Genomic DNA, 19,677 nt, shown 5'->3' with positions numbered 1-19,677 from the left:
CGGGGCTTACCGAGGGAGCAAGGGGCCGTGGTCGTCTTTCTCGCGAAACGCATCGGGGTGATCCTGCTGACGGCGCTCTGCCTGACGCTGATCGTGTTCTCGCTGGTCAACCTCAAGCCGAACCTCGTCAAGCTCGCCAAGGAGCAGACGGGCAGCCGCATCACCGAGCAGCAGGTCCAGGTCTGGCTCGACCAGAACGGCTTCAACCGACCCTTCCTCGTCCGCTACGGCGAGTGGCTGGGCGGGGCCGTGCAGGGCGATTTCGGGCGCTCGTCGCGGTTCAACGCGCCGGTCTCGGAGGTGCTGTGGCCGCGGCTGTGGCTCACCGCCAAGCTGATGTTCTGGGTGATGGTGGTGATGATCCCCGGCGCGCTGCTGATCGGGGTGCTGGCGGGGATGCGCGAGGGCTCGTTCCAGGACCGGGCGCTCTCGACCATCGCCATCGCCACGACCTCGACGCCGGAATACGTCTCGGGCGTGGTGCTGACGGTGATCTTCGCGAGCCAGATGGTCGGGCTGCAATGGTTCTCCGGCTCGGCGACCTCGGCGGCGGACGAGGGGATCACCCTCTACAACTTCGCCCTGCCCGTGCTGACCATCGCCATCTACGGCATGGGCTACATCGCGCGGATGACGCGGGCCTCGATGGCCGAGGTGATGACCCAGCAATACATCCGCACCGCGCGGCTGAAGGGCGTGAGCTTCCGCGGCGTGGTGATGCGGCACGCGCTCCGCAACGCGCTGATCGCGCCCTTCACGGTGATCATGCTGCAATTCCCCTGGCTGCTGACCGGCGTGGTCATCGTCGAGACGCTCTTCAACTACCGCGGCTTCGGCTGGCTGCTGATCGAGGGCGCGGCGAACAACGACATCAACCTGCTCCTCGCCTGCTCGATCGTCGCGGTGGTGATCGTGCTGGTCACGCAGCTCATCTCCGACATCGGCTATGTCTGGCTCAACCCGCGCATCCGGGTGAGCGGCTGATGGAGGCGCTGACGCCGCTCGCCATCCTCGCCCGCACGCTGGCGCAGTTCTGGCCGGTCTGGATCGGGCTGGCGCTGATCCTCGCCGTCAGCTGCGCGCGCAGGCGGCGGCTGGGGCTCTACGGGCGGATCTTCTACACGGTGATCGGCACGGTCGGCTTCACGCTGGTGGTGTTCTGGGCGCTGACCGCGATCCTCGCCGACCACGTGGCGCTGTTCGACCCCTATGCGCAGATCAGCGCGCTGCGCAACAAGCCGCCGGGCTCGATCGACCCCGCCTCCGGCCTGCCCTATCTCTTCGGCGGCGACGCGCTCGGGCGCGACGTGTTCAGCCGAATGGTCTGGGGCTCGCGCTCGGTGATGGTGATCGCGCCGCTCGCCACGCTCTTCGCCTACATGGTGGGCATCATGCTCGGCCTGCCGGCGGGGTATTTCGGCGGCTGGCTCGACACGGTGCTGTCGTTCCTCGCCAACCTGGTGCTGGCCTTCCCGGTGATCCTGCTCTTCTACCTGCTGGTTACCCCGGAGATCCGGCAGACCGCGATCCCCGGCACGATGGCGGCGGTGCTCTTCGTCTTTCCGGTGCTCTTCTTCGTCATGTTCTTCTGGAGCCGCTTCCGCGAGCGGCCGGAGACGCTGTGGTTCTATCTCGGGCCGACGCTCCTCGTCGGCGGCTTCGTCTATCTCGGGGTGATCGGGGTCTGGGATCCGACGGGGCGGATCGCGATGGACGCCAACACGCTCAACATCTTCCTCGCCGTGGTGTTCATCTCCTCGCCCACGGTGTTCCGCATCGTCCGCGGGCTCACCCTCGACATCAAGACCCGCGACTATGTCGCCGCGGCGCAGACCCGGGGCGAGAGCCCGTGGTACGTGATGATGTGGGAGATCCTGCCGAACGCCCGCGGCCCGCTGATCGTCGACGCCTGCCTCCGCATCGGCTACACCACCATCCTCCTCGGGACGCTCGGCTTCTTCGGCCTCGGCGTCAGCCCGGAGAGCCCGGACTGGGGCTCGACGATCAACGAGGGCCGCAAGCTCCTGCGCGTCTACGTCCACCCTGCCCTGCCCCCTGCCCTCGCCATCATGAGCCTGGTGCTGGGCCTCAACCTCCTCGCCGACGCGATGCGCGAGCAGAGCCTGAGGGATTGAGCGGCATGGAACCGCCCCCGGGGCCGGCCCCGTCGTCCGGGGCGGAGAGACGGCGCCGCCGGCGCGACGGGGCAGCGCGCCGCGGGCGGAACGCTCGGGCGCGCGCGACCTCGACGCGGCGCCTGGGTCCGGCCGGCGGCGGCGGCCGGAACGGCCGGCGGCGACGGGCGGAGGCGCGCGGGGCGCGAGGCATGTGGGAGGCGCGGAGCCATGGCTGAGCCGATCCTGTCGATCGAGAACCTCTCGATCTCGTTCTTCGTCCGCGCCGGCGAGATCCCGGCGGTGATGGACTTCTCGGCGGCGGTGATGCCCGGGCAGGCGCTGGGGCTCGTCGGCGAGAGCGGCTGCGGCAAGTCCACGGTGGCGCTCGCGGTGATGCGCGACCTCGGGCGGGCGGGGCGGATCGTCGGCGGGCGGCTGATGTTCAAGGGCCGCGACCTCGTGACCATGCCGGAGGCGGAGCTGCGCAGCATCCGCGGGCGCGAGATCGCGATGATCTACCAGGAGCCGATGGCGAGCCTCAACCCGGCGATGAAGATCGGGCGGCAACTCATGGAGGTGCCGATGATCCATGACGGCGCCTCGGCCACGACGGCGCGGGCGGAGGCGAAGGCGATCGTCGAGGCGGTGCGGCTGCCGGACGCCGGCCGGGTGCTCGACAGCTATCCCCACCAGCTCTCCGGCGGCCAGCAGCAGCGCATCGTCATCGCCATGGCGCTGATGTCGAAGCCCGCGCTCCTCATCCTCGACGAGCCGACCACCGCGCTCGACGTCACCGTCGAGGCCGGCATCGTCGATCTCGTCAAGGAGCTCGGCCGCGAGTTCGGCACCTCGATGCTCTTCATCAGCCACAACCTCGGGCTGGTGCTCGAGGTCTGCGACCGCATCTGCGTGATGTATTCCGGCGAGGCGGTGGAGACCGGGCCGATCGAGGAGGTGTTCGCCTCGATGCGCCACCCCTACACGCAGGGCCTCTTCCGCTCGATCCCGCTCCCTGGCGCCGACAAGACCACGCGGCCGCTGGTGCCGATCCCGGGGAACTTCCCCCTGCCCCACGAGCGCCCGCCCGGCTGCAACTTCGGGCCGCGCTGCAGCTACTTCGTCGCCGGGCGCTGCGACGCGCAGGAGATCCCGATGCTGCCGGCGGGGCCCGACCACGCCTCGCGCTGCATCCGCTTCGACGAGATCGACTGGGCCTCGCCGCCCGCCCCGCCGCCGGTCGAGCCCGCCGCCCCGCCCGGGCCGGTGGTGCTGAAGGCCGACCGGCTGCGCAAGTACTACGACGTCGCCGCGAGCGCGCTCACCGGCGGGGCCGGCAAGGTGGTCAAGGCCAACGAGGAGCTCTCCTTCGAGGCGCGCGAGGCCGAGACGCTCGCCATCGTGGGCGAGTCGGGCTGCGGCAAGTCGACGCTCGCCAAGGTGCTGATGGGGATCGAGACGGCGACCGACGGGGCGCTTACCCTCGGCGAGATCGACATCGGCGCGCTGCCGGTCGAGCGGCGCGACACCGGCACGGTCGCCTCGCTGCAGATGGTGTTCCAGAACCCCTTCGACACGCTGAACCCGAGCCACAGCATCGGCGGCCAGATCGTGCGCGTGCTGGAGAAGTTCCGCTTCGGCCGCTCCGACGCCGAGCGCCAGGCCAAGATGCTCGAGCTCCTCGACCTCGTGCGGCTGCCGCGCGCTTTCGCCCGGCGGATGCCGCGCCAGCTCTCCGGCGGCCAGAAGCAGCGCATCGGCATCGCCCGCGCCTTCGCCGGCGCGCCGCGCGTCGTCGTCGCCGACGAGCCGGTCTCGGCGCTCGACGTCTCGGTGCAGGCGGCGGTGACCGACCTCCTGATGGACGTGCAGCGCAAGAACCGCACCACCATGCTCTTCATCAGCCACGACCTCTCGATCGTGCGCTACCTCGCCGACCGGGTGATGGTGATGTATCTCGGCTACGTCGTGGAGATCGGCACGACGGAGCAGGTCTTCGCGCCGCCCTATCATCCCTATACCGAGGCGCTGCTCTCGGCGGTGCCGATCGCCGACGTCACCGTGGAGAAGAACCGCATCCTGCTGCAGGGCGACGTGCCCTCGGCGGTGAACCCGCCGCCCGGCTGCCCGTTCCAGACCCGCTGCCCGCGCAAGCGCCAGGTTCCGGGCGACCTCTGCGAAACCGTGGTCCCGCCGATGCGCCGGCTGGCGGAGGGCCACGAGATCCGCTGCCACCTGCCCGACGACGTCCTCGCCGCGATGGAGCCGGTGATTCGCGTCGACGCCGCCTGAGTCCCTCGCGAATCCCTCGCGGCGGGGAGGCGGGTTCCCGCCGGCCCGCCGGCCCGGGGCGATCGGGGGTTTTGCGGCCCCCGCCGGGGACTTATTTGGGCGCAGGGCGGATCACGACGGGCCGCATTAAACAAGTTGGCGCTATCACGCCCGCGTCACGCTGCGTATGATACGCCGCGGGTGGCGGACGTTCTATTGGCGACCAGGGGGACAAAGGGTATGCGTGGCGCGGCGAATGGGCCCGAGACGGGCTTCTCGGGCATGACCGGCCTGTTCGTCACGGTGGGGATCTTCTCCGCCGTGGTGAACATCCTGATGCTGACCGGATCGCTCTACATGCTCCAGGTCTATGACCGGGTGCTGTCGTCGAGCTCCAGGGAGACGCTGGTCGCGCTGACCATCCTCGTCGCCGGGCTCTTCGCCATCATGGGCGTGCTCGACTACGTGCGCGCCCGGGTCGCCTCGCGCATCGGCGCCACGGTGCAGAGCCGGCTCGACGAGCGGGTGTTCCGCGCCGTGTTGCGCCGCTCGGTGCTGTCGAGCGAGCGCGCCCGCCCGGCCTCGGGGCTGAAGGACCTCGAGGCGGTGCAGCGCTTCATGTCCTCGCCGGTGCTCTTCGCGATCTTCGACATGCCCTGGGCGCCGTTCTTCATCGCGCTCATCTACACGTTCCACCCGCTGCTCGGGCACCTCGCCATCGCCGGCATGGTGATCCTCGTGATCATCACGCTCCTCAACCAGCACTTCACCCGCAAGCACGAGGCCGAGGCGAACCAGGCGACCATGCACGGCGACGGCTTCGCCGAGACGATCCGCCAGCAGGGCGAGCTGATCCACGCGCTCGGCATGCGCGACGCCGCGCTCTCGCGCTGGAGCAAGCTGCGCCAGCGCGCCACGCGGGCGCAGCTCGCCTCGTCGGACCGCGTCGGCCAGTTCTCCACGATCTCCAAGACCTTCCGCTTCTTCCTGCAGTCGGCGATGCTCGGGCTCGGCGCCTATGTCGTGCTCCGGGGCGAGATGTCCGCCGGCGCGATGATCGCGGGCTCGATCCTGATGGGCCGCGCGCTCGCGCCCGTCGAGCAGGCGATCGGCGGCTGGCCGCTCTTCGTGCGCGCCCGCATCGGCTGGGACCACCTGCGCACGCTCCTCTCCTCCACGCCCGACCACGCCGCCGTCACCCCCCTGCCCCGGCCGCGCGCCTTCCTCGACATCACCCAGATCACCGTCTTCCCGCCCGACCAGCAGAAGGCGAGCCTCCGGATGCTCGACTTCCAGATCCGCCCGGGCCAGGCGCTCGGCGTGATCGGGCCCTCGGCCTCGGGCAAGTCGACGCTCGCCCGCGTGCTGACCGGCGTCTGGCGGCCGGCCTCCGGCTCGGTCCGGCTCGACGGCGCGGCGCTCGACCAGTACGACCCCGACACGCTCGGCCGCTACATCGGCTACCTGCCGCAGGACGTCGTGCTCTTCGACGGCACGGTCGCCGAGAACATCGCGCGCCTCGACCCGAACCCCGACCCCGAGGCGGTGGTCGCCGCCGCGCAGCGGGCCGGCGCGCACGAGATGATCCTGCAGCTGCCGCAGGGCTACGACACCCCGGTCTCCGCCGGCGGCGCCCGGCTCTCCGGCGGGCAGAAGCAGCGCATCGGGCTCGCCCGCGCCTTCTACGGCGACCCGGTGATGCTGGTGCTCGACGAGCCGAACTCCAACCTCGACGCCGCCGGCCAGGACGCGCTCAACGTGGCGATCCGCCAGGCGAAGTCCGAGGGGCGCGTCGTCGTCATCATGGCGCACCGCCCGGCCGGCATCGCCGAGTGCGACCTCATCCTGATCATCGACGGCGGCATGACCAAGGCCTTCGGCCCGCGCGACGAGGTGCTCAAGGCGCATGTGCGCAACTATGCGGCCGTCGCCGGCCGCATCGCCCCGGAGGCGCAGTGATGGCCGCCGTCGACCGCGCCCCGCACGAGTCGCACTGGAACGTCCGCGGCTTCCTCGTCCTCGGCTACGCCACGCTCTTCGCGCTGCTGGGCGGCCTCGTGTTCTGGGGGATGCTGACGAGCATCTCCGGCGCGGTGATCGCGCACGGCTTCGTCGAGGTGGAGGGCAACCGCCAGGTCGTCCAGCACCTGACCGGCGGGGTGATCGCGGCGATCCATGTCCGCGACGGCGACGAGGTGCAGGCGGGTCAGGTGCTCGTCGAGCTCGAGGGCGACCAGCTCCGCACCGAGCTCGGCATCGTCGAGGGCCAGTGGTACGAGATCCTCGCCCGCAAGAGCCGCCTCTCCGCCGAGCGCGACGTCAAGGACGTCATCACCTTCGACCCCGAGCTGGTCGCCCGCGCCGCGGTCGATCCCGAGGTGGCCAAGCTGATGACCGCGCAGCAGCAGCAGTTCGACGCCCGCCGCAAGGTGCAGGGCGAGGAGGATTCGCAGCTCAAGGAGCGCGCCGCCCAGATCTCCAACCAGATCGACGGCCTGATCGCGCTGCAGGCGGCGACCCACACCCAGATCGAGCTTCTCGGCCGCGAGATCGACGCGCAGCAGACGCTGCTGAACGAGGGCCTGACCCAGCTCACCCGCCTGCTGACGCCGCAGCGCGAGTTCGCCCGCCTCAAGGGCAGCGAGAGCCAGGTCGAGGCGGCGATCTCCGAGAACCGCGGCAAGATCGCCGAGACCAACATCGAGCGCGTCCGGCTGGTGTCGAAGACCCGCGAGGAGGCGATCGCCGAGCTGCGCGAGCTCGAGTTCCGCGAGATCGAGCTGCGCGAGAAGCGCATCTCGCTCAAGGACCAGATCAGCAAGCTCCAGCTGCGCGCGCCGGTCTCGGGGATCGTCTACGCCAACACCGCCGACACGCTGCGCGGCGTGGTGCGTCCGGCCGAGCCGGTGCTCTACATCGTGCCGAAGGAGGTCCGGCTGATCGTCAAGGCGCGGGTCGACACCACCCATATCGACCAGGTCCATATCGGGCAGGAGGCCAAGATGCGCTTCTCCGCCTTCGACCAGCGCACCACGCCGGAGGTCTGGGGCCACGTCACCAAGGTCTCGGCCGACGCGATCGAGGACCAGCAGACCCGGACGCGCTACTACCTCGTCGAGATCGACATCACCGACGAGGCGCGCCAGAAGCTCTCCGGCCTGACCATCCTGCCCGGGATGCCGGTGGAGGCCTTCATCCAGACCGGCGAGCGCAGCCCGATCGGCTATCTGGTGAAGCCGATGACCGACTACTTCGCCAAGGCCTTCCGCGAGGGCTGACCGCCCCGCCTGCCCGTTCGTTCGACGCCCGGCCGCCCGCGGCCGGGCGTCGGCGTTCCCGGGGCCCCTCAGGACCGCGAGCCGGTGACGGTGGGGATCCGCGGCTCCTCGGCGTCGTCCTGCAGGCGGGCGGCGAGCGCCACGGTCAGCGCCTGGGCGAGGCACATCGGCGCCGCGAGCGAGCGCGAGAAGGTGTAGGCGTGCTCCGGCACCGCGAAGAGCGCCGCCGCGCCCTTGGCGAGCGGCGACAGCGTGCTGTCCGAGATGGCGACCGTCGGCACGCCGCGCGCCGCCGCCTCCTCGACGATGTTGACGACCTCCGTTGCGTAGAAGCGGAAGGCGACCGCGACGAGCAGGTCCGCCGGGCGCATCGTCCGCGCCATGTGGGTGGCGAGCCCGCCGCTCGGATCGAGCAGCACGCAGCGCTTGCCCAGCATGGTCAGCACGTAGCGCAGCAGCTCGACCACCGGCGCCGAGCGCAGCTGCCCGACCAGCCACACCGTCTCCGCCGCCTCCAGCAGGTCGACGGCGCGGGTGAGCTGGGCCGGGTCGATCTCGTCGAGCATCTCCTGCAGCGAGGCGACGTCGCGCACGACGAGGTCGCGCAGGAAGCCGTGGGCGCTGCGGTCCTCGCGCGCGCCGAGCTCGCTCTCCAGCGCCTTGACCCGCGCCTCGAAGCCGGGCGCCGCGGTGGAGAGCCGGCGCTGGAACAGCTCCTGCAGGTCGCGGAACCCGGAATAGCCGAGCGCCTGCGCGAAGCGCACGAAGTTCGAGGCATGCACCCCGCAGCGCTCGGCGATGGCGTTGACCGAGCGCACCGCGACGTCGTTGGGGTTCTGCGTCAGGTAGAGCGCGATCGCCTGGTAGCCCTTGCTCATCCCCTCGTACTGGTCGTGGATGGCCCGGATCAGGTCCTCGTAGTTCGCCGGCGGCGCCGGTTTTTCCAACGAAGGGTGCTCCCGCAATTTTCATTGCAGGATGGACCGATCTCCGCCCCGCCGCCAGCAAAAACCGCCGCTACGCCCCTTGCCCGCGCCTATGCCTCGCCCGCGGCGACGTTGCGCACCACGAAGTCCGCCGGCGCCGAGGACCGGGCGACCAGCCGCGCGTTCGGCAGGTCGTTCCCCTCGAGCTTCGCCACGATCTCGTCTGGCGTCAGCGCGTAGCCCGTCCAGCGCGCCTGCAACCGCGTCTCCAGCGCCGGCTCGGGGACATCGAGGAACACCGTCGCGTCGAAGGCGTCGCGCAGCCGCGCCCAGGCCGGGTCGTCGAGCAGCAGGTAGTTGCCCTCGACCACCACCAGCCGCACCTCCGGCCCGATGATCCGCGCCCCGGCCCGCGCGATCTCGATGGCGCGGTCGAAGACCGGGACCGCCACCTCGCGCCCGTCGTCCGCCGCGAGCCGCCCGAGCAGCGCCGCGAGCCCGTCCACGTCGAAGGTGTGCGGCGCCCCCTTGCGCGGCCGGTGGCCGCGGGCGTTCAGCACCATGTCGTCGAAATGGAAGCCGTCCATCGGCAGCACCGCGGCCGCCACGCCCCGCGCCTCCAGCGCCGCGGCCAGCGCCTCGGCGAAGGTGCTCTTGCCCGAGCCCGGCGCGCCGGCGACCCCGACGATCCGCCGCCCCGCCCCCTGCCCCGCCGCCAGCGCCTCCGCGAGCCCCGCCAGGTCCACGACCCGCGGCGCCCCGCCGCCCTCCCGCCCGCTATCCGCCATTCGCTTCCCCCCGGCAGTCCTCATGGCGGAGGAGGTGGGATTCGAACCCACGGACGGCGTGAACCGTCTCCGGTTTTCAAGACCGGCGCGATCGACCGCTCCGCCACTCCTCCGGCGAGGGCGAGTCGTAGCCGCTTCGCGACCCGCGCGCCAGATCGGCGCGGGGTCGCTCAGGGGTCACTCCATGGCGAGGATCATGTTGCGCACCACCGGGTAGATCTCCTGCTCCCAGCGCCGGCCGGAGAACACGCCGTAATGGCCGACATTGGCCTGGAGGTGGTGGCGGCGCAGGTGCGGGCGCAGCGAGGCGCAGAGCTCGTGCGCCGCCGCGGTCTGGCCGAGGGCGCAGATGTCGTCGCGGCCGCCCTCGACGGTCAGGAGCGCCGTCCTGCGGATCGCCCCGGGGTTCACCCGGCGGCCGCGGTAGAGGAACTCGCCGCTGGCGAGGTCGGCGCGCTGGAACACCCGGTCGATCGTCTCGAGGTAGAACTCCTCGGTCAGGTCCAGCACCGCGAAATACTCGTCGTAGAACTCCTTGATCCGCGCCGCCTCGTCGACCTCGCCGCGGGCGAGGTGCTGGTAGAGCCGGGCATGCGCGCTGCGGTGGCGGTCCATGTTCATCGCCATGAACGCCGAGAGCTGGACGAAGCCCGGATAGACCCGCCGCCCCCGCCCCTTGTAGCGCCACGGCACCCGGCCGATCACGTTGGAGCGGAACCAGTCGATGGTCTTCTCGTTCGCGAGGTCGTTGACCGTGGTCGGGCTCTCGCGCGTGTCGATCGGCCCGGCCATCAGCGTCATCGAGCGCGGCGTCGCCGGGTGGTCCTGCTCCGACATCACCGCGACGACGGCGAGCGTCTGCACGCAGGGCTGGCACACCGCCAGCACATGGGCGCCCGGCCCGATCGCCTCCAGGAAGCGAATCACGTAGTCCATGTAGTCGTCGACCCCGAACGAGCCGGCCGAGACCGGCACGTCGCGGGCGTTCGCCCAGTCGGTGATGTAGACGTCGTGGTCGCGCAGCAGCGTCGCCACCGTGTTGCGCAGCAGCGTGGCGAAATGCCCCGAGAGCGGCGCGATGACGAGAATCTTCGGCTGCGGCGCGTCGACCTCCGGCTTGGCGAAATGCAGGAGGTTCCCGTAGGGCAGGCTCAGCGCCACCTCCTCGACCACCGCGACCTCGGCGTTTCCGCTCGGCACCGAGCGGATTCCGAACTCGGGACGCACATGGGTGAGGCGAAACCGGCTCAGAAGCTCCCACATCGCGGCCATCTCGCGCGCCATCCGCGAGCCGAGCCGCATTCTCCCCGGCAGCCCGGGCAGCCGGGAGGCGGCCTGCGCGAAGCGGCGCACCGGCGACAGCAGGTCCTCGTTGAGCTGGTAGGTCTCGTAGAGCATCGGGCGGGAATCCCCTGGCTGGACGGGCGCGAAATAATTAATGCATTCCCTTGTGCGCCGCGGCAAGAATGTTTGTGCGATGCAACCTAACGTATGAGAGGCCGCCCCCGCGATGCCGCGCGCCACCCTGACCCTGTCCTCGAAGAACTACTCCTCCTGGTCGCTCCGCGGCTGGCTGCTGTGCCGCATGGCCGGGCTCGCCTTCGACGAGCAGCCCGTCGACACCGCCGACCCGAGCCAGCGGCAGGAGCTCCTGCTGCTCTCGCCCTCGGTGCTGGTGCCGCGGCTCTCGCACCAGGGCGTCGAGGTCTGGGACACGCTGGCGATCGCGGAATACCTGCACGAGGTCTTCCCCGAGGCCGGGCTCTGGCCCGCGGACCGCGCGACGCGCGCCCATGCAAGGGCGGTAGCGGGCGAGATGCACTCGGGGTTCTACAACCTGCGCTCGGCCCTGCCGATGAATCTCCGGGCCCGCCACGATAAGTTCAAGGTGTTCTCCGGGGCGCGGCCCGACATCGAGCGGATCCGCACGATCTGGACGGAGTGTCTGGAGCGCTACGGCGGGCCGTTCCTGTTCGGCGCCCCGACAGCGGCGGATGCGATGTACGCGCCGGTCTGCACGCGGTTCCGCACCTATTCCGTCGAGCTTTCGCCCCTGCTGTCCGCCTACTGCGAGACGATCTTCGACTGGCCACTGATGCAGGAATGGACGGAGGGCGCTCGCGCCGAGCCCGACGAGATCATCGAGCTCGAGGTGGAGTTCTGACCCGGCGGCTCATTCCTGCCACCACCACACGTCGGGCAGCCAGCCGGTCCAGTCGCCATAGACCGGCAGCGTCTCGGGGAAGCGCGCCTGGCGGACATGGGCGATGCGGCTGACGTCGGAGAACCAGAACGGGATGACGTAGCGCCCGGTCGTCAGCGCCCGGTCGAGCGCCTGGGTCGCGGCGACGAACTCCGCCTCGTCGCGGGTGGCGAGCAGCTTCGCGATCATCGCCTCGACCGCCGGGCTCGCCACGCCGGGATAGTTGCGCGTCCCCGGCGTCGTCACGCCGCCCGAGCCGAAATAGAGCGTCAGCTCGTTGCCCGGGCTCAGGCTGGTCGCCCAGCCGCCGACGATCATGTCGTAGTCGTAGGCGTTGCGCCGCTCGGTGAACTGCGCCTGGTCGACGACCTTCACCCGCGCCTGCACGCCGAGCTGGCGCAGCGCGTCGACGTAGAGGTTCGCCACCGCCTCGACATTGGCCGAGGAGAGCGTCACTTGCCCCGCCTGCGCGAGGATCTCGAACTCGAAGGGCTCGCCGGCGGCGTTGCGCAGCACCCCGCCCTCGGCCTTCCAGCCGGCCGCCTCCAGCAGCTGCGTCGCCTTGCGCATGTTGGCGCGGTTGCGCTGCGAGCCGTCCGAGGCCGGCAGCGCGTAGGCGTCGAGCGCGTCCGGCGCGAGCTCGGCGGCGAAGGGCTCCAGCAGCGCCCGCGCCTCGCCCTCGGCCGGCCCCTGCCCCATCCCCAGCCGCGAGTTGCCGAAGTAGCTCGCCCGCCGCGGAAAGGCCCCGCCGTTCAGCGTGGCGTTGACGAACTCGAAGTTGAAGGCGTGCAGCAGCGCGTCGCGCACCCGCCAGTCCTGGAAGATCGGGCGGCGGGTGTTGAAGACGAAGCCCTCCATCCCCGAGGGCCGCCCGTGCGGGATCTCCGACTTCACGATCTGGCCGGAAGTCACGGCCGGGAAATTGTAGCCGGTCGCCCAGCGTTGCGGGTCGAGCTCGCGGTAGAGCGACAGCTCGCCGGCGGTGAAGGCCTGGAAGAGCACGCCCCCGTCGACGAAATACTCGTAGCGCACCCGGTCGAGGTTGTTCACGCCGCGGTTGAGCGGCAGATCCTTGCCCCAGTAGTCGGGATTCCGGTCGAAATTCACGAACCGCCCGGGCTCGAACTCGCCGATCACGTAAGGACCGGAGCCGACCGGCTTCTGCAGGCTCGATTCGGCGAAGTCCCGCCCCTCCCAGTCCGCCTTCTTCAGGATCGGACGCCAGGCGATCAGCAGCGGCAGCTCGGAATCGGCGGCGTTGAAGGTGAAGCGCACCGAGCGCTCGCCGGTCTGCTCGGCGCCCGCCACCTTTTTCCAGGCGGTGGCGTATCTTGGCAGGCCCTTCTCGCTCAGGGTCTGCATCGACCAGATCACGTCCTCGACCGTGACCGGGCTGCCGTCCGAGAACCGCGCCTCCGGGCGCAGGGTGAACTCGACCCATTCCCGATTCGGCCCCACGTCGATCGATTCGGCGAGCAGCCCGTAGAGCGTGAAGGGCTCGTCCCAGTTCCGCCCCATAAGCGTCTCGAAAACCATCGTCTGGACGGCCCAGGGGGCGCGGCCCTTGAGGATGAACGGGTTGAAGCTGTCGAAGCCGCCGGTCTCGCCGATGCGGATGCTGCCCCCCTTCGGCGCGTCCGGGTTGGCGTAGGGCAGCGCCACAAAATCCGGTGGGAGCGCCGGCTCGCCATACATAGCTATCGCGTGCTGCGGCTGGGCGATCGTCGCGTCGGGGGCGAGAAGCGCGGCGCAGGCGACGATCCCCGCCACCCGGAGCAGGCGTGTCATATGCGTCACATCCCGGATTCCGATTAACCGGCCCCAGCTTTAACCCCGCCCCCCGGGGCCCGCAGCAAGATTTTTGGCTTGGCGGTAGGCCATTGATTTCGTATAAGAGGATCACTGCTCGATAGGTTTCTTGCCTGTATGAAACCTGCCTCAACGACTTGACGCCCTCCTCGTGAGGGCGTCTTTTTTTGCCCTGCCGCATGCGCGGGCGCCGTTGTTCGCAATTGCAGCATCCATGTCGAATTCCGGCCCCGAGACCTCCCGTCGAAGGAATTCGTGAAGTCGCGAGTCTCGTCCTTTCGGGTAGGCTCGACGTTCAAGGGGAGGAATTCACCGCGGAACGAGGATTCGAGTAATGATCGAGCTGTTGATCGCCGCCTGCCTTTCCACCGGCGCCCGCGAGTGCCGCGACTTCTCCCTCCTCTACGACCCGCAGGACTTGACCGTGACGGCCTGCGCCATCCACGGCCAGCGCGAGATCGCCGTCTGGTCGCAGACGCATCCCGGCTGGCAGGTCGCCCGCTGGACCTGCGGCTTCCGCGCCCCCGGCAGCGCCGACATCTGATCCCGGCTCACGACTCGGGCAGGCCCGCCTGCGCGAGGGCGGCGACCTCGGCATCCAGCACCGCCGGATCGCTATAGAAGCTGCCTTCGCGCCAGACGCTCCGGGTGAGCTGCGGATACTCGGCCTGCGCCTGCCGCACGTAGGCCTTCGCCTCCTCGATCCGGCCGAGACGGACGAGCGCGATGGCAAGCGACAGCTTGTTGTAGGGAGAGAGGTTCTCGATCCCGGCGAGCGCTGCCGCCGATTCCTCGTAGCGCCCCATCAGGCGATAGATCCAGTGCCGCATCTGGGCATAGACGCGTTCCATGCGCGGCTCGCGCAGCTCCGCGCGGTCCAGCCAGTCGAGCGCCATCTCGTAGCGGCCATCGGCGATGAGAACGTTGGTCAGGTAGCGCAGGACGTGGCCGTCATAGGGCGCCATCGCGATCGTCAGCTCCGCCTCTCCGACCGCGGCGTCGAACGCGCCCTTCTGCATCAGCACCATGGCGTTGAGCCAGTGCGCCACCCGCTGCGTCTCTGGCGTCAGGTCGTCGCGCGCCAGCGCCCCGCTCACCAGCCGGTCGGCCTCGGCGTAGTGCCAGGCGATGTCGCCGTCCCAGAAATCCCAGGCGGCGGTCCAGTGATACCAGGCGAGCTTGACCGCGAGCAGCGCCGAGTCCGGATACCGCGCCAGCCCCTCCTCCCAGATCCGCCCGCCGCGCGCGTTCTCTTCGGCCGTTTCGGCGTTGTAGTAGACGTCGAGCCCGCGCAGGAAATAGTCGTACTCGCCGAGCGAGGTGCTGTCCTTGCCCCAGGCGTCGCGGAACTGCGCCAGCCGCAATTGCCCGCCCTCGCCGGCGACGGCCCCGAGGATCTTGTCGGAGACCTCGTCGATCAGCGCCCAGGGGTCGGGGCCGACGCGCTCGAACCGCTCCGCCCAGACGCTCCTGCCGCTGCGCGCGTCCTCGAGCTGCGCCGTGACCCGCAGCTTGTCCCCCTCGCGCCGGACGCTTCCCTCGAGCACGTAATCGGCTCCCAGCGCCGCGCCGACCGCCCGCGCGTCCCGCGGACCGTCCCCGTGGGCGAAGGCCGATCCGCGCGCGATGACCACCACGTCCGGCGAGCGCGCCAGCATCGTGATGACGTTCTCGGCCACGCCCGGCCCGAGATAGTCACGCGCCTCCCCCGCCATGCTCGTGAACGGCAGCACCGCGACCACCGGCGTCCGTGTCGCGACCGGATCGTCGCCGAACATCCGCCACGCGCCGACCGCCAGGGCCGCGACCACCGCCGCCGCGGCGAGGATCGCCGCGCGCCGCGCCCCGCGGGCGGCGGCGTCCCCCTGCCCCTCCGGCCCGACGGCGAGCCGGTAGCCGCGGCGCGGGACCGTCTCGACGAGGGTCCTGCCCTCGTCGCCGAGCGCCTTGCGGATCTCGCCGACGCACTGCACCAGGCTGTCGTCGGTCACGGCGATCCCGGGCCAGACCGCTTCCATCAGCTCGTCCTTGGTGACGAGCCGGCCGGGATTCGCGATCAGGTGGCGCAGCACCGCGAAGGCCTGCGGCCGGAGCGCCGCCGCCTGCCCGGCCGGGTCGACGACCCGCCCGGCGTCGAGGTCGATCACGGCGCGCCCGATCCTGACGGCTCCGCGCGGCGTCCCTGCGGCTGTCGCCATTCACTCGTCCCCCGAGGAGCGAACGCCCCATCATACACGAGGCCGCACCGCCCCGTGACGCGAAACCGGCGCAAATCCCCCGGCGTTCGGCGAATTTCGGCGTTTCATCGGCGCGATCTCGGGACCGTCGGGCCGGCCGGGCGCAGGCTTTCCCTAAGAATCGGGGAGAACGCCATGCTCGAGCTCGTGATCGTCGCCTGCCTCTCCGCCGGGGCCTGCCGGGACTTCTCGCAGCTCTACGACCCGCGCGACGTGTCGCTGATGATGTGCGTCGCCGGCGGCCAGGTCGAGGTCGCCCGCTGGGCCGGCGAGCACCCCGGCTGGGAGGTCCGCCGCTGGCGCTGCGGCTACCTGCCCGCCGGCCGCGCCGAGATCTGAGCCGGCGATCCGCTCCGGCCCCGCCGCCGCCGGTTGCCTTCGCAACCGCAGCGACTATGCTGCCGCACGGCAACAACCGGCGGAGAAGGCGATATGTCGCTGAAGGGCAAGGTGGCGGTCGTCACCGGATCGAACTCGGGGATCGGCCTCGGCATCGCCGAGGCGCTCGCCGCGCAGGGCGCGAGCGTCGCGATCAACTCCTTCACCGACCGGCCGGAGGACCATGCGCTCGCCGCGAGGATCGCCGACGAGCACGGCGTCAAGGCCGTCTACATCCCGGCCGACATGTCGAACGGCGCCGCCTGCCGGGCGCTGATCGCCACGGCGAAGGAAAAGCTCGGCTCGGTCGACATCCTCGTCCCCAACGCCGGCATCCAGCACGTCGCCCCGATCGACGAGTTCGACCCGGCGATGTGGGACCGCCTCCAGTCGATCATCCTCGGCTCGACCTTCCACACCACCGCCGCGGCGCTCCCGATCATGCGCGCCGCCGGCTGGGGCCGCATCGTCGTCATCGCCTCCGCCCACGGCCTGACCGCCTCGCCGTTCAAGTCCGCCTACGTCGCCGCCAAGCACGGCCAGATCGGCTTCGTGAAGGTCTGCGCGCTCGAGACGGCGCAGGAGGCGATCACCTGCAACGCCGTCTGCCCGGGCTACGTGCTGACCCCGCTGGTCGAGGCGCAGATCCCCGACACGATGAAGCAGTACAACATGGACCGCGAGACGGTGATCCGCGAGATCCTGCTCCAGCGCCAGCCCTCGAAGCAGTTCGCCACCGTCGAGCAGCTCGGCGGCGTCGTCACCTTCCTCTGCTCGCCCGCCGCCGAGCAGATCACCGGCACGGCGATCTCCGTCGACGGCGGATGGACGGCGCTGTGACCGCCGCCGCGCGCGGGGCCGCCCGGAAGGCCGGCCCGGTGAGCGCCGGCGGTCGCCGGAGGCCGTCGCCGTGAGCGCCGGCCGGCAGGGCCGCAAGGTCGTCAACCTCGCGCTCCAGGGCGGCGGCGCCCACGGCGCCTTCACCTGGGGCGCGCTCGACCGCCTGCTCGAGGAGGAGCAGGTCGAGATCGAGGGCATCACCGCGACCTCGGCCGGGGCGATGAACGCGGCCGCGCTGAAGTCGGGCTACGTCGCCGGCGGCCGCGACGGCGCGCGGGCCTGCCTCGACAAGTTCTGGCTCAAGGTCGCCGGCCTCGACGGCTTCCTGCCGGAGGGCGTGCTCGACTGGCTGCGCGCCGTCGCGCCCTCGCCCGCCGTCACCGCCCGCATCCTCGAGCTGAGCCCGGCGGCGCTCGCCGCCGACGCGGTGACGCGGGTGCTCTCGCCCTACCAGTTCAACCCGACGAACTACCACCCGATGCGGTCGATCGTGACCGGGATGATGAACTACGACGCCATCGCCCGCGACGCCTGGCCGAAGCTCTTCATCTGCGCCACCAACGTGCGCAGCGGCAAGATCAAGGTGTTCTCCGGCCCCGAGATCGGCCCCGACGCCATCCTCGCCTCGGCCTGCCTGCCGACGCTCTACCAGGCGATCCAGATCCCCGACCCGGCGACCGGCGTGGTCGAGGCCTACTGGGACGGCGGCTACATGGGCAACCCCGCGCTCTTCCCGCTCTTCTACAACACCGGCACGAACGACGTGGTCATCGTCCACATCAACCCGATCCGCCGCGACGAGCTGCCGGACACCGCGACCGAGATCCTGAACCGGATCAACGAGATCAGCTTCAACGCCTCGCTCCTGCAGGAGCTTCGGGTGATCGAGTTCGTCCATCGCCTGATCGAGGCCGGCAAGGTCGACCCCACGGCGATGAAGGACGTCCGAATCCACTCGGTCAGCGACGACGCGCTGATGCGCCAGCTCGGCGTCGCCACCAAGCTCACCCCGAACCGCGGCCTGCTCCTCCAGCTCAAGGAGGCGGGCCGCGCCGCCATGGACAACTTCCTGCGCGAGCACTGGGCCGCCATCGGCGTCGAAAGCTCGGTGAACCTCCGAGCGGTGTTCAGCTGAGGCGCCCCGCAACAGCGGCGGGACAAGGACAGCCCGGGCGCGTCGGATCGACGCTGCCACGAGGCGGGACGGCGCCGCTGGTCGACCCTTGCCGCCGCCTCCGTCGCGTAGCGCGGCCGGCTCACTGCACGACACCTGTCTGCTCTGCTGGATCCACGGGGGGCGCGCGCCGACCGACCGACCGAAGCGGGCTTGCCCGCGAGGCCCGGCGCGACAGGCGAAAGCACGGCTTTCGCCGCGCCGACGGCTGGAGCGCGTTGGCGCGGAAGCCGTGGGGGGTGAAGATTTCTCCGTCGCGCGCCATCCGTCCGTGAGCGCCCCGGCGAGCGCGGAATCGCGCTCGCCCCCCGCAGGGGCGATCGCGGACGGATTTGCCGCGGGTCAAATCCGTCTGGCGTCGGCGTCGCGGCCAGCCTCGGGCCGGGCTTCCTCTCCACTGTCGTGCAGTGTGCGCGGTCGGCTCACCCGCCAAACCCGCCCTAATAAAATCAATGGCTTGCTGAATTTTCACGCGTGAACACTACCGCGGCCCGCTCTGCCGCGGGGTCCGCGCCGCCGCCGGCTTCAGCCGCCAGCTCCGGCCCGGGCGCACGACGTCGCGCCACTTGCGGTCGTCCTGCGACTGCCCCGCCAGCGTCGCCTGCACGTCGGCGATCGCCTCCGGCCGCAGCCGGTAATACTGGTGCCGGCCGTGCGACAGCGCCGTCTCCGAGATCTCGCGGCAATCGACCGCGAAGACCCGCTCCCCGACGTTGTCGAGCGTCTGCGGCCCGTCGGCGCCCAGCCGGTCGGCCATGCCCTTGGTCCGGTCCGAGATGGTCAGCGCCACGTCGTTGCTGGCGTGGTAGACGAAGACCCGGTTGGCGAGCTGGTCGAGCGCCTTCAGCTTCAGCGCCGCCTGCAGCGCGTCGTGGTCCTCGTCCGCCGCCATCAGGAAGGCGCAGTCGAACACCCGCGGCGTGCGCCCCTCGTTCAGCTCGACGAACTTGCGCACCGCGTGCCGCAGCGCCCAGTTCCCCATGCTGTGCGCGAGGATGTGCAGCCGCCGCGTGCACTGCCGGAGCGCGTTGCGGTCGGGCACCTCGCCCCGCCGCTGCGCCTCGAGGATGGTCTGCCGGTCGTCGCTCCGCATCTCCTCGAGGAACTCCACCAGCCGCTTCAGCGCCCGCCCCATGGCGAGCCCCGAGGCCTCGGCGTCCTCGCGGTCCGAGAAATAGCTCCACGACGGCTGCACCTGCCCGTCCGAGGGCCAGGAGAACAGCACCACCATCACCTTCTGCCGCGCCGTCGAGTAGAGCTCCTGCAACGCCGCCGCCCGGACCACCGAGTTCTCGAAGGTGTTGGCGAAGCCGTGCAGGTAGACGATGACGTCGAGGTTCTCGGCCTTGAGCCGCTCCCGCAGCTCCTCGAACATCTTGCCCGAGCCGAGCTTCTGGCCGGCGTCCTCCGGCTTGGTCGCGTCGAGCGTCTCGGCGAAGATGCGCACCTTCCCGACGCTCCAGGCGTCGTCGTCCTTGGGATCCTTGCCCTTCAGCCGCGCCTCGGCGACGCCGACCCGGAAGCATTGCGGCCCCGCCGCGTTGAACCGGCGGCCGAAGATCTCCGAGGCCGGCGCCACGGTCTCTCCCGGCTTCGATCCGACGAGCAGGTCCCGGTTGGTGGCGAAATAGACATCAGGCATCGGAATGTCCCCCTTAT

Annotated in this window: 16 protein-coding genes and 1 tRNA gene; 10 read left to right on the top strand and 7 right to left on the bottom strand. The window is 70.6% G+C overall.

Features of this window, described 5'->3' with window-relative positions; genetic code table 11:
• Nucleotides 1-27 precede the first annotated feature (27 nt).
• The 5 genes from KBB57_RS05155 to KBB57_RS05135 all read left to right on the top strand — a co-directional run bounded on the left by KBB57_RS05155 (nucleotide 28) and on the right by KBB57_RS05135 (nucleotide 7,663).
• Nucleotides 28-984, top strand: coding sequence for an ABC transporter permease (locus KBB57_RS05155; RefSeq protein WP_290747467.1), 957 nt, complete (start codon nucleotides 28-30; stop codon nucleotides 982-984).
• Nucleotides 984-2,135, top strand: coding sequence for an ABC transporter permease (locus KBB57_RS05150; protein ID WP_290747466.1), 1,152 nt, complete (start codon nucleotides 984-986; stop codon nucleotides 2,133-2,135). The genes KBB57_RS05155 and KBB57_RS05150 overlap by 1 nt, the downstream gene beginning before the upstream one ends.
• A 210-nt stretch (nucleotides 2,136-2,345) precedes the next feature.
• Nucleotides 2,346-4,406: an ABC transporter ATP-binding protein gene (locus KBB57_RS05145; RefSeq protein ID WP_290747465.1), complete on the top strand. Its 2,061-nt coding sequence runs from the start codon at nucleotides 2,346-2,348 to the stop codon at nucleotides 4,404-4,406.
• A 261-nt stretch (nucleotides 4,407-4,667) separates the two neighbouring features.
• Nucleotides 4,668-6,344: a type I secretion system permease/ATPase gene (locus KBB57_RS05140; RefSeq protein ID WP_290747464.1), complete on the top strand. Its 1,677-nt coding sequence runs from the start codon at nucleotides 4,668-4,670 to the stop codon at nucleotides 6,342-6,344.
• The gene (locus KBB57_RS05135; RefSeq protein WP_290747463.1) at nucleotides 6,344-7,663 is read left to right on the top strand and encodes an HlyD family type I secretion periplasmic adaptor subunit; all 1,320 of its coding nucleotides are present in this window, start codon (nucleotides 6,344-6,346) and stop codon (nucleotides 7,661-7,663) included. Before KBB57_RS05140 ends, KBB57_RS05135 begins: the two co-directional genes overlap by 1 nt.
• Nucleotides 7,664-7,731: 68 nt before the next feature.
• Here KBB57_RS05135 and KBB57_RS05130 read toward each other — a convergent pair whose 3' ends face one another.
• The 4 genes from KBB57_RS05130 to KBB57_RS05115 all read right to left on the bottom strand — a co-directional run bounded on the left by KBB57_RS05130 (nucleotide 7,732) and on the right by KBB57_RS05115 (nucleotide 10,775).
• Nucleotides 7,732-8,610: a MurR/RpiR family transcriptional regulator gene (locus KBB57_RS05130; RefSeq protein WP_290747462.1), complete on the bottom strand. Its 879-nt coding sequence runs from the start codon at nucleotides 8,608-8,610 to the stop codon at nucleotides 7,732-7,734.
• Nucleotides 8,611-8,699: 89 nt separating this feature from the next.
• Complete coding sequence (locus tag KBB57_RS05125; RefSeq protein WP_290747461.1) at nucleotides 8,700-9,377, bottom strand: nucleoside/nucleotide kinase family protein; 678 nt, start codon at nucleotides 9,375-9,377, stop codon at nucleotides 8,700-8,702.
• A 23-nt stretch (nucleotides 9,378-9,400) separates the two neighbouring features.
• A tRNA-Ser gene (locus tag KBB57_RS05120) sits at nucleotides 9,401-9,490 on the bottom strand.
• 64 nt (nucleotides 9,491-9,554) lie between these two features.
• Nucleotides 9,555-10,775: a polyhydroxyalkanoate depolymerase gene (locus tag KBB57_RS05115; RefSeq protein ID WP_290747460.1), complete on the bottom strand. Its 1,221-nt coding sequence runs from the start codon at nucleotides 10,773-10,775 to the stop codon at nucleotides 9,555-9,557.
• A 112-nt stretch (nucleotides 10,776-10,887) separates the two neighbouring features.
• Here KBB57_RS05115 and KBB57_RS05110 point away from each other — a divergent pair, with 112 nt between their 5' ends.
• Entirely contained in the window at nucleotides 10,888-11,541 is a 654-nt protein-coding gene (locus KBB57_RS05110) for a glutathione S-transferase (protein WP_290747459.1), read from the top strand.
• Between the two features lie 9 nt (nucleotides 11,542-11,550).
• Here KBB57_RS05110 and KBB57_RS05105 read toward each other — a convergent pair whose 3' ends face one another.
• Nucleotides 11,551-13,368: an extracellular solute-binding protein gene (locus KBB57_RS05105; RefSeq protein WP_290747458.1), complete on the bottom strand. Its 1,818-nt coding sequence runs from the start codon at nucleotides 13,366-13,368 to the stop codon at nucleotides 11,551-11,553.
• A gap of 355 nt (nucleotides 13,369-13,723) precedes the next feature.
• Here KBB57_RS05105 and KBB57_RS05100 point away from each other — a divergent pair, with 355 nt between their 5' ends.
• Nucleotides 13,724-13,933, top strand: coding sequence for a hypothetical protein (locus tag KBB57_RS05100; RefSeq protein WP_290747457.1), 210 nt, complete (start codon nucleotides 13,724-13,726; stop codon nucleotides 13,931-13,933).
• Nucleotides 13,934-13,940: 7 nt separating this feature from the next.
• Here KBB57_RS05100 and KBB57_RS05095 read toward each other — a convergent pair whose 3' ends face one another.
• Nucleotides 13,941-15,587: a winged helix-turn-helix domain-containing protein gene (locus KBB57_RS05095; protein WP_290747456.1), complete on the bottom strand. Its 1,647-nt coding sequence runs from the start codon at nucleotides 15,585-15,587 to the stop codon at nucleotides 13,941-13,943.
• Nucleotides 15,588-15,761: 174 nt separating this feature from the next.
• On the opposite strand from KBB57_RS05095, the gene KBB57_RS05090 reads away from it, so the two are divergent.
• From KBB57_RS05090 to KBB57_RS05080, 3 genes are all read left to right on the top strand, one after another.
• The gene (locus KBB57_RS05090; protein ID WP_290747455.1) at nucleotides 15,762-15,965 is read left to right on the top strand and encodes a hypothetical protein; all 204 of its coding nucleotides are present in this window, start codon (nucleotides 15,762-15,764) and stop codon (nucleotides 15,963-15,965) included.
• A gap of 93 nt (nucleotides 15,966-16,058) precedes the next feature.
• Nucleotides 16,059-16,844, top strand: coding sequence for a 3-hydroxybutyrate dehydrogenase (locus KBB57_RS05085; RefSeq protein ID WP_290747454.1), 786 nt, complete (start codon nucleotides 16,059-16,061; stop codon nucleotides 16,842-16,844).
• A 70-nt stretch (nucleotides 16,845-16,914) separates the two neighbouring features.
• Nucleotides 16,915-17,979, top strand: coding sequence for a patatin-like phospholipase family protein (locus KBB57_RS05080; protein WP_290747453.1), 1,065 nt, complete (start codon nucleotides 16,915-16,917; stop codon nucleotides 17,977-17,979).
• A 520-nt stretch (nucleotides 17,980-18,499) separates the two neighbouring features.
• Here the strand turns inward: KBB57_RS05080 and KBB57_RS05075 are convergent.
• Complete coding sequence (locus KBB57_RS05075) at nucleotides 18,500-19,660, bottom strand: alpha/beta hydrolase (protein WP_290747452.1); 1,161 nt, start codon at nucleotides 19,658-19,660, stop codon at nucleotides 18,500-18,502.
• Nucleotides 19,661-19,677 lie beyond the last annotated feature (17 nt).

The sequence above is a fragment of the Amaricoccus sp. genome (assembly GCF_017993425.1).
GTDB lineage: Bacteria > Pseudomonadota > Alphaproteobacteria > Rhodobacterales > Rhodobacteraceae > Amaricoccus.
The sequence above is the reverse complement of the archived record's forward strand: the minus strand, read 5'-3'. Positions and strand labels throughout refer to the sequence as shown.

Excerpts from the sequence above, each read along its gene's own strand:
- KBB57_RS05095 (WP_290747456.1), bottom strand. The coding sequence starts at position 15,587 with ATGGCGACAGCCGCAGGGACGCCGCGCGGAGCCGTCAGGATCGGGCGC.
- KBB57_RS05140 (WP_290747464.1), top strand. The coding sequence starts at position 4,668 with ATGACCGGCCTGTTCGTCACGGTGGGGATCTTCTCCGCCGTGGTGAAC.
- KBB57_RS05100 (WP_290747457.1), top strand. The coding sequence starts at position 13,724 with ATGATCGAGCTGTTGATCGCCGCCTGCCTTTCCACCGGCGCCCGCGAG.
- KBB57_RS05150 (WP_290747466.1), top strand. The coding sequence starts at position 984 with ATGGAGGCGCTGACGCCGCTCGCCATCCTCGCCCGCACGCTGGCGCAG.
- KBB57_RS05090 (WP_290747455.1), top strand. The coding sequence starts at position 15,762 with ATGCTCGAGCTCGTGATCGTCGCCTGCCTCTCCGCCGGGGCCTGCCGG.
- KBB57_RS05115 (WP_290747460.1), bottom strand. The coding sequence starts at position 10,775 with ATGCTCTACGAGACCTACCAGCTCAACGAGGACCTGCTGTCGCCGGTG.
- KBB57_RS05075 (WP_290747452.1), bottom strand. The coding sequence starts at position 19,660 with ATGCCTGATGTCTATTTCGCCACCAACCGGGACCTGCTCGTCGGATCG.
- KBB57_RS05110 (WP_290747459.1), top strand. The coding sequence starts at position 10,888 with ATGCCGCGCGCCACCCTGACCCTGTCCTCGAAGAACTACTCCTCCTGG.
- KBB57_RS05105 (WP_290747458.1), bottom strand. The coding sequence starts at position 13,368 with ATGACACGCCTGCTCCGGGTGGCGGGGATCGTCGCCTGCGCCGCGCTT.
- KBB57_RS05145 (WP_290747465.1), top strand. The coding sequence starts at position 2,346 with ATGGCTGAGCCGATCCTGTCGATCGAGAACCTCTCGATCTCGTTCTTC.
- KBB57_RS05135 (WP_290747463.1), top strand. The coding sequence starts at position 6,344 with ATGGCCGCCGTCGACCGCGCCCCGCACGAGTCGCACTGGAACGTCCGC.
- KBB57_RS05085 (WP_290747454.1), top strand. The coding sequence starts at position 16,059 with ATGTCGCTGAAGGGCAAGGTGGCGGTCGTCACCGGATCGAACTCGGGG.
- KBB57_RS05125 (WP_290747461.1), bottom strand. The coding sequence starts at position 9,377 with ATGGCGGATAGCGGGCGGGAGGGCGGCGGGGCGCCGCGGGTCGTGGAC.